This window comes from Pareuzebyella sediminis (assembly GCF_008367235.1).
GTDB classification, from domain to species: Bacteria; Bacteroidota; Bacteroidia; order Flavobacteriales; family Flavobacteriaceae; genus Pareuzebyella; species Pareuzebyella sediminis.
Window position 1 is genome coordinate 29093 of record NZ_VTZS01000004.1, and the last position, 17790, is coordinate 46882.

The 17790-nt window shown below is 47.5% G+C and carries 14 protein-coding genes; 10 read left to right on the forward strand and 4 right to left on the reverse strand.

The window, feature by feature from the left end:
- Positions 1 to 134 precede the first annotated feature (134 nt).
- Positions 135 to 884, reverse strand: coding sequence for a DeoR/GlpR family DNA-binding transcription regulator (locus tag F2B13_RS14295; RefSeq protein ID WP_149304498.1), 750 nt, complete (start codon positions 882 to 884; stop codon positions 135 to 137).
- A 209-nt stretch (positions 885 to 1093) separates the two neighbouring features.
- On the opposite strand from F2B13_RS14295, the gene F2B13_RS14300 reads away from it, so the two are divergent.
- The 3 genes from F2B13_RS14300 (at position 1094) to F2B13_RS14310 (ending at position 6165) form a co-directional block, all read left to right on the forward strand.
- Positions 1094 to 4072, forward strand: a complete 2979-nt coding sequence (locus F2B13_RS14300) for a SusC/RagA family TonB-linked outer membrane protein (protein WP_149304499.1) — start codon at positions 1094 to 1096, stop codon at positions 4070 to 4072.
- A 2-nt stretch (positions 4073 to 4074) separates the two neighbouring features.
- A complete protein-coding gene (locus F2B13_RS14305) occupies positions 4075 to 5418 on the forward strand; it encodes a RagB/SusD family nutrient uptake outer membrane protein (RefSeq protein WP_198440136.1) in 1344 nt (447 codons plus the stop codon).
- An 84-nt stretch (positions 5419 to 5502) separates the two neighbouring features.
- The gene (locus tag F2B13_RS14310) at positions 5503 to 6165 is read left to right on the forward strand and encodes a class I SAM-dependent methyltransferase (protein WP_149304500.1); all 663 of its coding nucleotides are present in this window, start codon (positions 5503 to 5505) and stop codon (positions 6163 to 6165) included.
- Positions 6166 to 6179: 14 nt separating this feature from the next.
- Here the strand turns inward: F2B13_RS14310 and F2B13_RS14315 are convergent, their stop codons facing one another.
- The 3 genes from F2B13_RS14315 to F2B13_RS14325 are packed head-to-tail and all read right to left on the reverse strand — an operon-like array spanning position 6180 to position 11554.
- Positions 6180 to 8033 (reverse strand): metallophosphoesterase family protein, encoded by a 1854-nt coding sequence (locus F2B13_RS14315; RefSeq protein WP_149304501.1) that lies wholly within the window; start codon positions 8031 to 8033, stop codon positions 6180 to 6182.
- Between the two features lie 19 nt (positions 8034 to 8052).
- On the reverse strand, positions 8053 to 9183 hold the full coding sequence (locus tag F2B13_RS14320; RefSeq protein ID WP_232625243.1) for an acyltransferase family protein: 1131 nt from the start codon (positions 9181 to 9183) through the stop codon (positions 8053 to 8055).
- 43 nt (positions 9184 to 9226) lie between these two features.
- Positions 9227 to 11554, reverse strand: a complete 2328-nt coding sequence (locus F2B13_RS14325; RefSeq protein ID WP_149304503.1) for a GH92 family glycosyl hydrolase — start codon at positions 11552 to 11554, stop codon at positions 9227 to 9229.
- A 977-nt stretch (positions 11555 to 12531) separates the two neighbouring features.
- Here F2B13_RS14325 and F2B13_RS14330 point away from each other — a divergent pair.
- The 7 genes from F2B13_RS14330 (at position 12532) to F2B13_RS14360 (ending at position 17714) form a co-directional block, all read left to right on the forward strand.
- A complete protein-coding gene (locus F2B13_RS14330) occupies positions 12532 to 13317 on the forward strand; it encodes an SDR family NAD(P)-dependent oxidoreductase (protein WP_149276473.1) in 786 nt (261 codons plus the stop codon).
- A gap of 188 nt (positions 13318 to 13505) precedes the next feature.
- Positions 13506 to 13997 carry a YybH family protein gene (locus F2B13_RS14335; protein WP_149276474.1) on the forward strand — a complete coding sequence of 164 codons (492 nt, stop codon included), beginning with the start codon at positions 13506 to 13508 and terminating at the stop codon, positions 13995 to 13997.
- A 74-nt stretch (positions 13998 to 14071) separates the two neighbouring features.
- The gene (locus F2B13_RS14340; protein WP_149276475.1) at positions 14072 to 14698 is read left to right on the forward strand and encodes a hypothetical protein; all 627 of its coding nucleotides are present in this window, start codon (positions 14072 to 14074) and stop codon (positions 14696 to 14698) included.
- A gap of 87 nt (positions 14699 to 14785) precedes the next feature.
- Complete coding sequence (locus F2B13_RS14345; RefSeq protein ID WP_149304504.1) at positions 14786 to 14881, forward strand: DUF4287 domain-containing protein; 96 nt, start codon at positions 14786 to 14788, stop codon at positions 14879 to 14881.
- 128 nt (positions 14882 to 15009) lie between these two features.
- Positions 15010 to 16317 carry a thioredoxin family protein gene (locus tag F2B13_RS14350; RefSeq protein WP_149304505.1) on the forward strand — a complete coding sequence of 436 codons (1308 nt, stop codon included), beginning with the start codon at positions 15010 to 15012 and terminating at the stop codon, positions 16315 to 16317.
- Positions 16318 to 16477: 160 nt separating this feature from the next.
- Positions 16478 to 16906: a hypothetical protein gene (locus F2B13_RS14355; RefSeq protein ID WP_149304506.1), complete on the forward strand. Its 429-nt coding sequence runs from the start codon at positions 16478 to 16480 to the stop codon at positions 16904 to 16906.
- Positions 16907 to 17258: 352 nt separating this feature from the next.
- Positions 17259 to 17714, forward strand: coding sequence for a hypothetical protein (locus F2B13_RS14360; protein ID WP_149304507.1), 456 nt, complete (start codon positions 17259 to 17261; stop codon positions 17712 to 17714).
- Positions 17715 to 17790 lie beyond the last annotated feature (76 nt).

Sequence of the window (17790 nt, forward strand, 5' to 3'; positions counted from 1 at the left end):
TCCCTTTTTCATACGACCCTTAATCTAGCTTAACCGTTGTCAAAGTGCGCCATAGCATCGTTTACTTGCTCATGGGAAACTCCTCGACCTCGGATAGCTGGTGTGCCTTCCACAAAAATGCAGCATGGTTTTGGTCAGTACAGGTTTAGCCCCGCTATTCTAAAATCGTTCAAAAGGGCGTCGTCGGGATCTAACTCGGTGATCATCGTTGCAATATCATTAAGCTCGCACGTTTGATAGCGGTTTCTGGAATTTAACTTTTCCGAGATGGTCAGGAGTACCGGATTTTTAGCGGCGTGCACCACGGCCTTTTTTACCTGTACGCTTTCCCAATCGAATTCGGTAAGGCCGTGGATAGGATCGACGTATCCCGTTCCCAAAAAGCTATAGTCTACCTTGATTTTTGAAAGGTTGTGAATGGCATTGCCCCCTGAGGCGATCAAGCTCTCCTTGGCCAAGGTTCCCCCTATCAGCACGACCTCCAACTTAGGCTTTTTACTGAGTTCCATGGCTACGGGCAGGCTGAGCGTAAAACAGGTAAGGCTCATCTTTGAGGGAATCAGACGGGCGAGTTCCAGACAGGTGGTCCCCCCGTGTATGATAATAACGTTACCGTTTTTTAATAGTCGTAGGGCTTTTTCCGCGATCTTGGTCTTTTTGGAAAGCGCGTACACCTGGTCTTGGTCACCGGTAGTATTGGCGAATCCCAGCGAGATGGCGCCACCGTGCACCTTTTGTAGTTTTTTTTCGGCATCCAGATAGATGACGTCCCTGCGTACGGTATCAACGGAAACGTTCAGCACTTCTGAGATATCGGTAAGCAATATGCGGTTGTGCAAGGCGACCTCGTTCAGGATAACCTGATGTCTCTCTTCCTTGAGCATGGGTTGGATGGTTTTGTGAATTGGTCGATTATTAACAAATGTATGATGAAATTGTAAATTTTCTGGCTTGTTCACTGCTGATTTTCGATATTTTGCAAAATTATATAGCATAAAACAGCAAACATTTCTTTTTTTCCTACTTTTACCTCATGCACTTCTTCCTTTTTATGTACGGAATGGTGCTCTTTTATAAACTAACTCATCAATCTATGAAAAAAAGAAGTGTTGAAAAGAACAAGTGGGCTTCGCGATCATTGCTCTTTTGGGCTTTATTATGCGGCAGTCTGGCCTTTGGGCAAACCACGCAATATTCCTTTTCGGGAAACGTAACCGATAGTAACGATGGCGCGCCTATCCCGGGGGTGTCCGTCTATCTTGAAAGCACGACCACGGGCGGTGTCACCGATTTTGACGGTAATTATGTCTTTCAAAGCAGTTTAGCACCGGGGTCGTACACCCTAATTGCCAGCTACCTTGGGTATGCTACCAAACGTATCGAGATTAACGCAGGCACGGCCACCGACATCGTAACCGATATTAGCCTGTCGGAAGACCTCTTGAGTTTAGATGAGGTGGTTGTTACCGGTAATACGGTGGGGGTCAACAAGCGTACCTTGGGGAATGCCATTTCATCGGTGAACGCCGACGATTTGGTCGACAACGGGGCTACGGCGGTAGATCAGGCAATTTCCGGGAAGACCACCGGGGCCTTGGTACAACAGAATTCGGGTGATCCCGCAGGGGGCATCAGCATACGGCTCAGAGGCCCCAGTACCGTACTGGGAAGCTCCGATCCGTTATACATTGTAGACGGTATCATCATCAGTAACTCTAGTAACCAGTTGATCGATTTAGGGGGGAACGCCCAAAACCGTTTGGCCGACCTGAACCCCAACGATGTGGAACGCATCGAGATTATCAAGGGAGCTGCGGCAGCGGCCATCTATGGTTCTCGGGCGAGTAACGGGGTGGTTCAGATTTTTACCAAAAAAGGAAAATCGGGAGAGCCCAAGTTCAGCTTTTCCACGAATATGAGAATCAACGAACTACGTAAGAAAATCGATTATAATACGGTACCCCTAGCTTGGGAAGATCCCTTTGATCGGACAAATTTGGCCACGATACCCGCGACCCGCTACGATCTGCAGGATGTCTTTTTTGGTTCCGGGTTCGGCATCGAAAACTATCTTTCAGTGAACGGGGGTAATGAGAAGACCTCCTACTTTCTTTCTGCATCACATCTCGACAATGAGGGAATCATAGAAAATACCGATTTTCGACGGGTCGGTTTCAAAGCGAACCTCACCCAAAAGGCCTTCGATTGGCTAACCATCAATGCCGGACTGAACTATGTACGCAGTACGAGCAGCGACGTGCCTAATGGCGGTATCAATTCGGCCTACGGGGCCATCACGGGCTTTGTCTTCAGTGAAAACTCGATCAGTCCTTACCCTAATGAATCAGGGGTATATCCGGTAACTTCTTTATTGGTGCCGCGAACGAATCCCCTTGAGGCGGTAAACCGCTTCGATTTTGGGCAAAAGGTAAACCGCATTATTACGAGCGTAGGCTTAGATGCCAAGATTACCGAAAATTTAACGGCCAATTATACCCTAGGCCTCGATTATTTCAACCAGTCGGCCATGGCCTTCATTCCGATTAACAATACGTCGCCGAACGGCAACGGCTTTGCCCGCCGATCGGATATCAACAACTTTCAGTACAACAGTGATCTGAACTTGACCTACAAGGCGGATATCAACGATGCCATCACCTCGACGACCACGTTGGGCGGTTCGTGGCAATACGAAGAATTCGATCGCGTAGGCATCAATGCCGATGGATTGCCCCCCATTGTCGAAACCGCTGAAAGCGGTAGTATTTTGGCACAAGGCGAAAGCCGCTCACAGATCTCATACTGGGGTTCTTTTGTACAGCAGTCCTTTGGTTTTATGAACAAATTGTATATCAATGGGGCGGTTCGTGTCGATGGGGCTTCTACCTTCGGAAAAGACCAGCGAAATCAGGTCTATGCCAAGGCCAGTCTATCGTACGTGCTTTCGGAAGAGGACTTTTGGCAGGATACCTTCGGCGATGTCTTCAGTACCTTCAAGGTACGCGGCTCCTGGGGTCAGGCGGGTAACCTTACGGCCCTCTCGGCCTTTCAACGTTTTACCCTCTACAATCCCTCGGCCATCAACGGATCACCGAGCTTGATACCTAGCACGCAACAGGGCGATCTTGAAATTGCGCCTGAACGTCAGGAAGAGATCGAGTTCGGTTTTGATGCGGGCTTTTTCAACAATCGATTGGCTCTCGAATTTACCTACTACAAGCAAGATGTGAGCGACCTGCTTTTACCTAGGGAACTTTCCCCTTCTACAGGTTTTGCCTCAAGAATCGAAAATGTGGGGAATCTCGAGAATACAGGGTTGGAACTCTTAGTGAAAGGCTCCCCGATACGGTCGGATAATTTCTCGTGGGACATTACGTCCACCTATTCGAAAAACGAAAATGTGGTGACCAGCGTGGCCGGGGGCGGTCAATTTGCCCTTGCTGGAAGCTTTTCGACCAACTATGTCATCGAAGGCGAACCCTTAGGGGTCTTTTACCGGCAGTTCTACGCCCGTGACCCCGACGGAAGCATATCTTTGGATGAAAATGGCTATCCATTTACGGGAACGACCGAAGATGGGTCGACCTCCAAGGTTATCGGTGATCCCAACCCGGAATGGTTCGGTTCGCTGATCAACGAGTTCTCCTATAAAGACTTGTCATTGCGCGTGCAGTTCGATGCCGTACAAGGATATGACGTGTTCAACTGGAACCGGAGGTTGCTCGACAACGTAATTTTTGGGGGTGGCTCCAATGTTGGGGAAGAGCTATTGGGCAATCGCCCAAAAGCGTATGGGGGCGCCCAAGCGGGAATCTTTGAAGAATTTGTAGAAGACGGTTCTTTTGTCAAGTTGCGCGAGCTCGCCCTGAGCTACAACATCAAAGAACCATTTAAGGCGGTCGACAACCTCAAAATAAGTCTGATCGGCAGAAACTTGTTCTCTTGGGACGACTATAGTGGCTGGGATCCTGAAATCAATGCGGCCGGACAGAGCAATGGCGTACGCGGTTTCGATTTCGCCGGGGTTCCGATTCCAAGAACCTACCAATTGGGCCTTAACTTCAACTTCTAAAAATGCAGACCATGAAAAAATATACCCTATATCACATATGTTTCGCCTTAACGCTAGTCCTCGGGCTGACCGCGTGCGAATCCGATTTTGAAAACCCCAATGCGGCGACCGCCGAGGAGACCCTGTCTTCGCGAGAAGGTATTCTGGCAGCAGCAGTAGGGATGCAACAATTGTATGCGACCACGGGGGTGCGCTGGGTCGTGGAGACCCCGGCCATCACCACGAGGGAGGGTGCGATTACCACGACGTTTCAGAACATGATCGAACTGGAAGACGGCGGCACCCAGCTTCCCAATTTCAATTCGAACGTGCAGGGACTCTGGGCGACCATGCTGCGTATCGTAAAAGTGGCGGAAGATATCGAAATGAACGCCTCGACTATCGAGCTGGAAGCGGGCACCCAAAGCGGACTCATTGCCCACGCCAAGCTATTCAAAGCCCTGGCCATCGGTAATTTAGCGCAAAACTATCAGCAAGTAGTCACGGAGACCGACAACGATAACAATGCGTCCTTCGTACCCCAGGCGCAGGCCTTCCAGAACTGTGTCGCCCTGCTGAACGAAGCAAAGGCGGCCATCGCCTCGGCTCCGATTTCGGAGGAGTTTACGAGCGCCGTTACATTGGGCAACATCGATATTCCGAATACGATCGATGCGCTGCTGGCACGTTATAACCTGTTGGCCGGTAACTATGAGGCGGCGATTGCCGCAGCTAATGACGTGGACCTGTCGTCAACCTCTACGTTTGTCTATGATTCACAGAACCTGAACCCGATTTGGAGCCGCGTCTTCTTGAACGATTCGCCGAATTTCAAGCCCCGTGATAATTTTGGCCTTCCAGCGGAATTCGTCTTTGACGATGCCGACGGCCGACTGTCGTTCTATTTGGTGCCTTTGGACGAGACCAACCAAAACGGACTGCCCATCGAAGACTTGGCCGGTTTCTTCAACGTCAATACCGGACCTATTCCGGTGTACCTGCCCGATGAGATGCACCTTATCATAGCGGAGGCCCAGCTACGTAAGGGCAGCCCTGATGTAGGAGCGGCCACCGCAGCTTTGAACGAGGTATTGACCGATAGTGACGATCCCTTCGGAGTCAATGCGGGATTGGCACCCTATTCGGGGCCAAGTACCGTGGATGCCCTTTTGGATGCGGTGTATCAGAACCGTAGGGCCGAACTCTTTTTAACAGGAACCAGTTTAACGGATAGTCGACGTTTCGACCGCCCTGAACCTAGTGGCAACGCCATGCAGTATGAAGAGGAACGGAACCGTAATTTCTATCCTTATCCTGATACCGAACGAAATAGTAATCCGAATACCCCCGAAGATCCGAGTATATAATCAGTGCCTTGATTTGTAACCAGGAGACCCACAGGTTGTGGGCCTCCTTACTCGGCTTCGAGGTTTTCGGCCATACCCTGCACCATGATGGATAGCAAAATCAAAAAATCTTGGAACACCAATGCCGAGGAGTGGATCCGCGTCATCGAAGGGGAACAGATCGGTTCGAGACGATTTACGAACCAAGCGATTTTAAGGGTGATAGGGCAACTGCCGGCCAAGCGTCTTTTAGATGTGGGGTGTGGCGAAGGTTGGTTAACACGCAGTTTGACCGCTTTGGGCAAGACCGCAGTTGGTATCGATGCCACCGAAACCTTATTGGCCCATGCGCGCAACCAGGGTTCTGAGCAATATTATCAAGTCACCTATGAAGCGTTAATGGAAGGGCAGCGCCTGAACGAGGCTCCTTTTGATGCGGCCGTATTCAATTATTCGATTTACCAGAAAGAGGGGCTTCCCCTCTTACTCCAACAGGTGCGGAACCATTTGACCGAAAACGGACAACTAATCATACAAACCGTGCATCCCTTTTTTTTGGTACAGCAGAATCTCGGTTATACCAGCCAGATGATCGAAGACGCTTGGAAAGGTCTTCCTGGTAATTTTAGCGAAGGGCACGCTTGGTATGCCCGTACCCTTGAAGATTGGGTAGCCGTCATTATCGAGGCCGGTATGCACCTTCGAGACCTAGTGGAAGTCAAGGATCACGAAGAACGCCCCGTTTCCCTAATTTTGAGGGCCTCCTAAGCACCTTGTACGATTTATCGGGCCAAAGCTTGTACGGCTCCGGACTCCAGATCGATGATAAAATGATCGGAAGGGACGCCGCTACACATTTTTAGAAAGATGGTAGCCCATAACCCTAAAGTCTCGTCGTTTCCTTTCTCAAGCTGTTCACAAACCACCTTGTAGGCCTGTAACCGATCTTTTCCGATATCGGATAGGGCCAGCTCATCGGCATTTTTGAGCTTATAGAAATCATGGATCATATCGAGGCCGGTCCACGATTCGAAGGCGGTTCGATCCATTTCTTTGGCGGTCAGGAACTCCTCCAGGGCGACAGGGTTATGGGTGGTGCGCAGACCCGTTTGTAACAGTGCTATCCCTGTACTTTCCAGCATTCGGGCTTTGAAGGCTTCCGGCCAGTCATCGCGCAAAAACCGTAAACGTACCAGTTCGCGCAAATGCCACAAGGTAAACTGCTTGTAGGTATCGGCCGCTAAGACCTCTTTGTTCCAAAGGTCATTCTTGGCGTTTTTACTCAAATAGGCATGCTCCTGTTCATATAGGGGGAACAAATCCTTAAAGCCGGGGACGGTGTCGAGTACCACGGTTTCGACCTCAAAGGTATTGGCCCCACGTAGGGTCAGCACTTTAAAAGCGGGAATGTAGGCGGCCAGGGAAGGTATTTGAACGTTGACGAGCCCCTTCTCCTTCCCAAAATTCCGGATACCGGTATCGTTGCTGTGCATATGCCCTCCAAAATGTACTTTGATGCCCGCATCGGCAAAGGCTTGGGCGACGGCCTCGCTTGGCACCCGGTGCAGTTGCATCTTTCCCTCGCCGAACAGCCGTTTCATTTCTGGGGAGGCGTCATCGTTGAAATCGATGACTGGAAAATGGCTGAACACGATCAAGGTTTTCCCAAGGGCTTTGGCCCGTTGGGCGACCGATTTCATCCATGGTAGCAAATGCGATTTATGGGTAAGCACTTCCGAATAGCCCGTGCTGGCCCCAGAATACTTGGCCGGGTCTTCGGTAGCTCCGTCCGCCCCATCTTTGGGAACATAGACATTGCCGTCGATGGCAAGAAACCATAGATTGTCGCTGGGTTCTACCAGGTAGCTCACATCGGGAATGGTATCGAACGTCGGGGGGATCGCATATTTTCTGTGTTCGAGGTGCGACTGTTCAAGGGCCTTTTCATACTCGTAATCGGAATAGCCGTAGTCCGAGAAAGGCGTTTCCCAATAGGTGTCGGTCGGTTTTGGGAAAAAACCAAAGTCCTGTAAATGCTGTAAGATCTCGTCATAGCCCAATTTGGCGATGTCTTCTGTGACGACTACGGGCAGCGCATCTTCGCCTTTTGGTTCGTACATGCCTGCCTTGCTAAAAATAGGCTGTGATTTTCCGCCTTCGCCAAGAAAATCGGACTTCCCCGCATGTTGAAAGAACGGGCGGGCCGGGTCGTGGTTGCCGGTGGTAGTAATAAACCTGATACCGTACTTTTCCGAGTAATCGGTCAAGATGCGCTGCAGCCCTTTGACATTGACCCTTTGCCCATCATCGCTAAAATCGCCGGGCATGACGACATAACGGATGCCTCGGTCCACAATACGGTCTAGTGCCGCCAGAAATGCAAAGTAATTTTCGTTGAACAAGCGCGTCGATTCCAGCTGCGATCGCATGGTACGGGCCAGGGTGTAGCGCTCTGTACTAGGGTTGCGCACGCCCTTATAGTCGGTGTCCTCAAATTGACCGTATACGTCGGTGAGGTGTACGTCGGACAAAAAAGCGATCTGTATCGGGTCTTCCGTAGTTTCCTGTGGTTTGGGCTTTTCGGTACAGGCCAGTAGACAGCAAAGGGCGGCGATAAAAAACGCGGATCGATACATGAAATAAGGTATAGGCATTTTAAATTTTGATGTATATCCGTTTTTTGTGGAGCCACCAGCCCAGGGCCCAACATACGAGCATAAAAACAAAGGCGGTCATAAAGGAACCCAAACTTCCCGGAAAAATAGTCTGAAATATGACCTCGCTGATCCACTCGAACGCATTTTGGTCGGCTGTTACCGGAATATGCGAGAGGGTAATCAGAAGCAGCTCGGAAAAGAGGTAGATAAAGAGCGGATTTTTTCCGAAGATATCGAAAAAGCGGACCCCGAACCTCCATTTTTTGATTTCGATAAAATAGACCAGTACGGCCAGTACCGATAGGTCGATACCTATAGTGTAGAGGGTAAACGAACTGGTCCATAGTTTTTTACCGATCGGAAAGATCAAGTCCCACCAGAGGGCGAGCACGGTCACCAGTCCTCCTGCAATCAATAACTTGGCGATACTCTCGAAAGACACCCTCTTTTTTTGAAGAAAGCTTCCTGCAAAATATCCACCGATAACGTTCACCGTCGATGGAAGGGTACTCAACAGGCCTTCGGGGTCGAAAGGCATTCGATCGCCCTTGTATACGTGGCCTTCCCCAAGCACGGCGAAATCGAGTAAGGTGCCGGCATTGGTAGCCATATCGAGCTCGCCGCCCGGCACCCCAAAAAGATAAAGAATCGCCCAATACCCGAGTAAAATAAGCCCTGAAACAATCAAGGTGGCTTTCTCAGAAAGAAAATACAAGAGTACCGAAGCGATAAAATAACAGAGGGCGATACGCTGCAATACCCCCATGACCCGGGTTTCCGAAAATGGCCTCAACTCGAGTCCGTCGGCACCTTGCTCAAAAAACGGATACCAATACATTAAAAAACCGAAGAGGAAGATCAGAACGGTACGTCGCACCACTTTTTTCCAAAAGGCCTGTGAGGGCGCATCCTTGAATTTACGCAAGGAAAAACTCATGGCGTTGCCCATGGCAAATAGAAAGGAAGGAAATATCAGGTCGGCCAAAGTAAAACCGAACCAATCGGCATGGCTTAAATAGGGATAGATCTTTGCGCCCGTGCCGGGCGTATTTACCAAGATCATCAGGCAAATGGTGAGGCCTCGAAACACGTCGAGGGCTAAAAATCGTTGGGTCTTTTCGATCAGCATGGTCATAAGTTTTTAAGTGGTGGTTTGTGTACGTTTCGTAGGGTCATGGATTGTTGTTCGAACGGTCGGTCATTTCAAGTTGTAAGGTACCGCCATTCGAAATGGCACTATGGGAAATGGAATAACCGTCCATCGCTTTGCCGTTCCATTGGATGTCTTTCACGAATACGCCGCCCTCCTTGTTTTGGATGCTCTCAATGATGAACGTTCCCCCGGAATAGTATTCTGGGTTCAAGGCAATGGTCACCCGATCGAAAATAGGACTCCCGATAAGGTATTCGGGGTCGGCCCCGGTACCTCCGTTCATTTGAAAAAGACCTATTTTGAGGAGCACGGCCAGGCTTCCCATCAGGCCTTGATCCTCATCCCCGTTATAGCCTGTTTCAGGGGAGAGCCCTGAAAACACAGTCTCTACTACCTTTCGTGACCAGTATTGGGTACGGTCGGGGCGGCCCAGTTTGTGAAAGACAAAGGCGGTTTGCATCGAGGGTTGGTTGCCATAATTGATGGGGATCCTGCGGTATTCGGGATGCAGTTCCGCATCGTGTGAATCACCTGAGGTAAAGCCCAGTTTTTCGGCCGATTCAAACTGTACTTCCAATTTCTCTACCGCTTTTTCAGGTCCGCCCATAAGTGCGGCCAATCCCATAAGGTCATGGGGTACGAACCACGTCGATTGTGCGGCGTTCGATTCCACGAATCCTGACTCATACGCATAGGGGTCAAAATCGTCGCTCCATGCCCCGGATTCGTTTTTGGGAGCCATCCAGCCCACATTTTTGTCGAAGACGTGGGTATAGTTTTTTGAACGGGCCTTAAAATAGTCGTAGTCTTCGGTGTGGCCCAATTTTTTGGCGAGCTGGGCCAAGGTCCAATCTTGGTAGGCATATTCCAGGGTCTGGCCACTGCCATCTTGATGGATGCCGTATTTTCCGTCGGGTAGGGGAAAGGGTACATACCCCTTTTCGATATAATACGTGAGCCCTCCACCGATGGTCGTGTTATGTTCATAGCCGGCCTTGCCCATAATTCCGCCGGGCATATGATTCTTTTTAAGGGCCTCGTAAACGGTTTCCAGACTATCTTTCAGCAAGCCTTTTTGAATAGCGCTGACCACAAAGGGGGTCGAGGAGGCCCCGGTCATTACATAGGTATAATTGCCCCCGGAAGGGCCGCGGGGCACTAAGCCGCCGTCATGATAATATTGTAGCATGGACTTCGAAAATTCCGCCATGATTTCAGGATAGGCGAGTCCCCACAGGGTATTGATCGTCCACTGTGCGCCCCAAAACGAATCGGAATTGTAATGGTTGAACCGCGGACGGCCTTCGGGGTCAAGCGGTAGCTGCCCTATCTGGAACGTTTCTCCGGTATTATCGGGATAGGCTCCGTTTACATCGTTGATCATTCTTCGCCCCTGTAGCGCATGCCAAAGATCGGTATAAAACCTGCGCTGTGCGGTTTCGGTACCGCCCTCTACTTGTATACGGCTCAAAAGGCCGTTCCATTCCGTTTTGGAATCTGCCACCACTTGGTCGAAATCCCAATGCGGTAGTTCCTGTTTCAGGTTTTCGGTGGCATTGTCGATAGAGGTATACGAGAGCCCTACTTTGAGCAACACCTCCTGCTCGTTGGTATCGAAAGTGGCCCTATAGTTTTGGGTGTCGGGATCTTGTGTGATTCCTGTAATCGGCACGTTGCTCTGTATTTTAAAATAGGCGGTCAACGGTTTGGGCCGTCGCCGTGTCGGTTGCATAACAAAGGATCCTGATAGGGCCTGTGCCCCATCTTGGGAAAGTACGCCATCGCTATTTTCACAAGGACCTAAGACGGTATTCAAATTGAAAAGTACCGCTTTTTCGATGTCCACTTCGGGATAGCGGTATTTATGGAATCCAACCCGAGGCGTACTTGTTAGGCTGACGGCAATTCCGTAGCGGTCTAGCTCTACATAGTGATAACCTGGGGTAACGTTCTCTTTATCGTGATCAAAAGGGGAATCGAAATCGGTATAAACGGACTTTTCGTTGGTCTCATCGATGGTGACGGGCATCATCGATAGCCCTGAAAGCTGCCAGGCGTGTATATGGCTGAACCCGCGTATGGTATCGGTATTGTAACGGTAGCCACTGCCCCAGGCGCCGTTGGTCTCTGTATCTGGGCTTAGATTGACCATGCCGAACGGGCGATTGGCCGAGCTAAAGAAAAACCATCGGGAATTTTTGCTGTCCAGCAAGGGGTAGACCATGTCGACGTACGATACGGCCGCTTCGGGTTCGACGGTTTCCTGTTTCCCTTTTTGGCAGGCAGTTAGAAATAGAAGGACCAAGCCCATGCACAGGGCCGGTAGGTTTTTGGTGATTGGCTTCATAGGTTCAAATATAAAACAATGTAGGCCTAAGTGTTTCTACGACGGCCTTGAATTTTGGGTGGCTTGCAAAAAATGGATTCCTGCTTTCGCGGGAATGACAGGGGTGATGTGATTTCCAGAGTAGTGTCATCCCGCACCTGATGCGGGATCCATACGTTGTTTTTGGGTCGTAGTTGTTGTTGTGGATTCTTGCTTTCGCAGGAATGACAAGGGGTGATGTGATTTCCAGAGTAGTGTCATCCCGCACTTGATGCGGGATCCAGTCTTTGTTCTTGGGTCGTGGGGTATTTGTTGTGGATTCCTGCTTTCGCAGGAATGACAAGGGGGCGTTTTTTTCTAGGGTGTCATCCCGCACTTGATACGGGATCCAGTTGTTGTTCTTGGGTCGTGGGGGTATTTGTTTTGGATTCCTGCTTTCGCAGGAATGACAGTAGAGGTTTCTTTTTCTCCAGGATTGTCATCCCGCACTTGATGCGGGATCCATACGTTGTTTTTAGGTCGTAGTTGAGTTGTGGATTCCTGCTTTCGCAGGAATGACAGGGGTGATGTGATTTCCAGAGTAGTGTCATCCCGTACTTGATGCGGGATCCATACGTTGTTTTTAGGTCGCGGTTGTGTTGTGGATTCCTGCTTTCGCAGGAATGACAAGGGGGTGTTTTTTTCTAGGGTGTCATCCCGCACTTGATGCGGGATTCATTCGTTTTTTTGGGTCGATGTTGTGTTGTGGATTCCTGCTTTCGTAGGAATGACAGTAGAGGTTTCTTTTTTTCTAGGATTGTCATCCCGCACCTGATGCGGGATCCATACATTGTTTTTGGGTTCTGGTGGTTATTGTGGATTCCCGTTTGCACGGGAATGACATTGGTAGGGCATTGTCATCCCGTACGTGATACGGGATCCACCTTTTCCATGTTTGCCGAAAAATCGATATCTTCCTGTTACAAACGAAAACACACAAAGCACCAAAACAAAGACCCATGGCAGATACTCCCCTTCCCGGCATCAAACAGTTTGATCTCACTGGCAAAAACGCAATCATCACCGGAGGCTCCAAAGGCTTGGGCTACGCCATGGCGGCCGGTTTGGCCTCTGCCGGGGCCAATATCGTTATCGTCAATCGTAACCTCGATGAAGGCCAATCCGCCGCCAGACGCCTAGAAAAGGAGTACTCTGTTAAGGCAAAGGCCTTTGGGGTCAATGTGACGGACGCCAGTCAGGTCGAGACCGTATTTACAAAAATTATCGATGATTTTGAACACATCGATATTCTGATCAATAGTGCGGGTATCAACATCCGGGGTGCCATCGACGAACTGACCTATGCCCAATTTCAAGAGGTGATGAAAGTGAACGTCGACGGACTCTGGTTGTGCTCAAAGGCGGTGGTGCCGCACATGAAAAAAAGGAAGAGGGGGCGCATTATCAATATGGCGAGTACCTTGGGTTTGGTCGGGCTGTCGAACCGTACCCCCTATACTTCGAGCAAGGGTGCGGTCGTGCAGATGACGCGTGCATTGGGGCTTGAACTGGCTCCATTCAATATTACCGTCAATGCCATTTGTCCAGGTCCGTTTTTGACCGAAATGAACATACCTATCGCGGAAGACGAACAGACCAAAAAGTTTATCGTAGGGGCAACGGCCTTGGGGCGCTGGGGCCAATTAGAAGAGATTCAGGGCGCCGCCATTTTTCTCGCCAGCGATGCCTCAAGCTATATGGTGGGTTCGACCCTAACTGTCGATGGGGGATGGACGGCCAAGTAAACTTCAGGGTGTGGTCTAGAATTGTATAAATCCATATCTTTATATGCCCCACTTCTTCACCTTTAAAATCTGCCTTGACCCCTTTTAGGGATATTGCTTGGTACTGTGATGGCTAAGGGAGCAATTAAAGGCCACTCCACTATGCATCGATCTGAACGCTGAATGGCCTAAAACCAAAACCAACCCATATGAACCCTTTTAAACAATGTGTTTTCCCATTAGTCTTGTGCTGTATTGCCCTGTTAGGGTGCAAAGACCGAGACCAAGTACCACCACGGACACCAACCCCTGATTCGGAACTCACTACTTTGATCACCAAGGAAGTAGACAGTCTATATGCAGTGTATGAACGCTTTGATTACGATTGGATCGAGTTTTATGCGAACGACTATACCGCCATTTATCCCGATTCACCCATAATGCCTAAGACCAAAGATGCCCTGCGAACACAGTGGGAGCAGATTTATGAAAAATACGAGGTACAACTTCTTGATCGTGGAAGGCCGACCGTTATCCCCTCCGAAGATATGGCCATGTCGTACAATACCTTTCACGAGATATTCATCAACAAAGAAACCCGGGACACGATCAATAATACAGGCACCTATATTATTACCTGGAAAAGACAGCCTGACGATTCGTGGAAAATCGTGTTTGAGACCTTACAAAACCATGAATAAGGTACCCAAAGTAGCGGGGATGAGGCCTTCGAAGGAAAAAAAATAAATCCGCTTCCTGAATTTAATAGACCTCCATGCTATATATAGCCGTTTATAACATCGTTTCGTCTATGCGACCCCTTGCCTTGGCCACCGATGGACAGCATATTGTTTATTTGTTGTTGGGTGCGGGGCTGGGAGCTTTCGTTTCGTGGATCGTGACCTATGAATCCGAACGGTCGAAAAAACGACGGATGGACACCTTTACCTCCATAGCCGATGGCAGCGTCGAGGTCGATATAGCAACTTGTTGGAAAAAGATTACAAACCCTAAAAACATGGCCTATTATACCATCGGCCATTATGGGGCCTTTCAGGATGCCCCCGAAGATATCGGACCGGGCACCCGGTTCGAGCGCAAGGGGTACCAGGGTAGTAGGCAGACGGTGTTCATCTCGGTCTGGGAGCCTCCCCATCGCTTTGCTTGGGGGAACGACAGGTATGATTGGAACGATTATATCGAATTGAAAAAAAGTGGTGCTGCCACGCAATTGTTTTTAAGGCGTAAATATTACCCCTCGACCCCGCCCTGGCATGCCTATCTTTTTAGAAAGTTTTTTCCACAACATGGGGATATCCGTAATGATAGCGATTTGCAGTACCTAACCGACGACCGGCTTAAAAAGATTATCAATGTCTGTACCGCTGCCGATCGGGTCTGAAGCAAGTGACGCTAGAGGAAAGGAAGGTATCAAATTCAAAAATTTAGTAACTTCTCCTTCCATCAATAACCCTTGAAAATAGAGACCATGAACAGCCAACTACAGACCATGATCGACAATATGCCCGAGAAAACGGGCAAATCCTTGGCGGAATGGAAAGCTTTGCTCAAGACCAAAACCTAAAAATGCTATTACTCATACCCTTAGCTTGACCCTTTTTGCTAACTTAGGAATCAATCAAAGACATCGAGCACTGGCCTACGAGTTTTAACCGAGGCGTTACAGGCCATATTGCCCATCCAATTTCGATTATGAAAGGAAACTTTTCAATAATTTTTTACCTTATTATTGCGACAAATCTATATTCGCAAATCAATACCGGAATTGAATTCTCCTCAGTGTCTTTTGAAGAAGCCATTAAAACCTCTAAAGAACTCAATAGGCCAATATTCATAGACTTTTCAACATCTTGGTGCGGACCATGTAGACAAATGGACAACTTAGTTTTCTCGGATTCAATAATCGGAGACTTCTACAACAAAAATTTTATATGTCTCAAATTTGATGCTGAAAAAGGAGAAGGCATAACGCTGGCAAACAAGTTTGAAATCAATGCCTACCCCACATTATTGTTTTTATCCCCGCAATTAGAAACCGAACTCAAACATATCGGATACAGAGGGCCAAAGGAATTTTTAGAATTAGGATATACCGTTGTAAATGAGAAAACAGCAGATATAACCCATCTAAATTCTTTAATCGACGATGAAGATATTATGGAATTCAGTTCCTTCCTTAGTGCTTACCCCAGCCAACTTGAAAAGGACTTAGCTCTTTTGGACTATTTTCGGAATATTCCTCAAAACAAATGGTATGCACCGCAATTCTTTTACTTGATCGAGGACCACGCCCATTCGATTTTCTCTCCTTTAAGCAAATTGGTTGTAGAAAATAGGATCAGATATTCAGAAATGTATGGCAAGGAAAGAATCGATAAATTTATCAGTCGACTAATGGCGTTTGCATTTGAGGCACCGAAGGATTTATATGGGGCACCTTATAAGAACCTTTCCGATAATGAAATAAATAAATTGTTATTTAGTGAATTGTCGAAAATCGACCCTGTTTTAGCAAGTAAGAACAGTCTTGATCATGAAATAATTTTATTATGTAATAGTATTAGAGAAAATTATAACAATACCGAAATCTGGGATGCTCTATTTGAGAAAGTAGATTACTATAATACGCATTATGCACATTTTGATGAAGAATGGCATAACTTCCCAAATAATTGGTACTATAGAGCGCTAAAAATTATCCCAAAGAAGTTAGAGATAAAGAATTATAATGAAGCAAGTCTGAAACGTGCTAAATCAGTATTAGGTGAAAGCGATTATAACAAATTTGAAAAAGGCCTCTGTATTGGAACGGTGCAGACATTTGTATCAGGTCAGAACCAGAGCGAAAACAGTAAGAAAGAATTAACCATTGCTTTGAGAATACTATCAAAATCACAACCTGTTTCCAAAATCTGGGCTAATAATTTTCTATCCAGAATTAAAGTGTCGGACAATGATATTAACAAATATAAAGAGGAGATAATAAAAAACGCTCTATAAGCATATGTACAGTTCATTGGGGCTGAATTCCTAATCGGAATCCCTTGCAATTCAACTAATTTTAGGTTACTGCAGAAAAGTCCGCTGGACATTTTCCGCAACGAAACCATAGCCGAGACCGATAATTGAAAAACCCATGACTACAATTAAACATAGCCCTATGAAAACCACGCCTCATTGTAAAAGCTCCTTCGCATTCGTACTACTGGCCTTCCTTTTTTTGGCTACTACCTTTGAAGGAATTGCGCAAGAAAAAATAACGGAGGTAAGCGACTTTACCATAATCGTTGAAAAAACGGATAACGGCATACAACTGAAAAGTAATGCTGGAAGTGCTTGGGTCGACTTAGCGTTTACCTTAAAGAACCACCAACCTAAAGCCATTGACGAATATGGAATGACCGATTTGGATAACCTATCGAAAAACAAAGATACCCATCTTGCCGACTACTTGTTTACGATTACCAAAACGGAAACCGGTATTGAATTGAAAGGCATTAAAGGTACAGCATGGACAGAGTTAAAATTTTCTCTTGCCGATCACCAAAAGCAAGCGATCAATCGATTGGGAATGACAATTCTGAACTGAAAAAATCGCAGACGCGAAAAAGAGCTGCCTTAAAAAAAGTGATTTTAGTTTGATTTCGATGCATAGTACTTATAATTAAACGAGCCTGAATGCCCCAAAAAACATGTATATTTCATAAAAAGTTAAATAAAACGACCGACCAAGCCAGATTGAAAAGAATGAAATCAATATTTCCGCTTATTACAGCCATACTAAGCTTTAACCTTGGTATATCCAACTCCTACCCAATTATCGATTGCTCCAGAGTTTAGTGATGATTTTATTACGGACTGTGAAATGCACACGGAGTAGAACCTGTCTTTGTTGACGGCCATTGTGCGTCATGTATGCCGAAATTTCGTAAATTGGGATTATGAGAAATATATATTTGGCGATTTTAGTAGTTTTCAGTTTCTTGGCCATTGGGTTTTCCCAAGAAGCAAAAAAATCAAAGGCCGAGCTTCGTTCTGTTTTTGAACCCACCGATAGTGAATCGATCTATACGGAATTGCTTTGCAAAAGATGGGAATTCAAATATGCATTCGTGGGGCAGACTAAAATGCCGAAATTACCGGGAAACAAATATTTTGATATTTGGTTCAGGCCAAACGGCAGCTACGAACTGATAGGCAAGGAGAACAGAATAGAAAGAGGTGAGTGGAATTATAATCAGGATAAAAGACTGTTCCAGCTGACTTCAAAACAAGACGACTTTAAGGCGATAATAAAGTCCATCGGAGAGGATGAACTTACAATAACCATGTTAACCGATAACAACGAGGCCATGAAGCCGAACAGGCAAATTCATTTCAGGGCTTTCAAATATTAACCATACTTAAATATGGCGTACAACATTACCTTACGACCCTTGCTTACCCTCAGCTTATACCTTTAATCAACTTTGT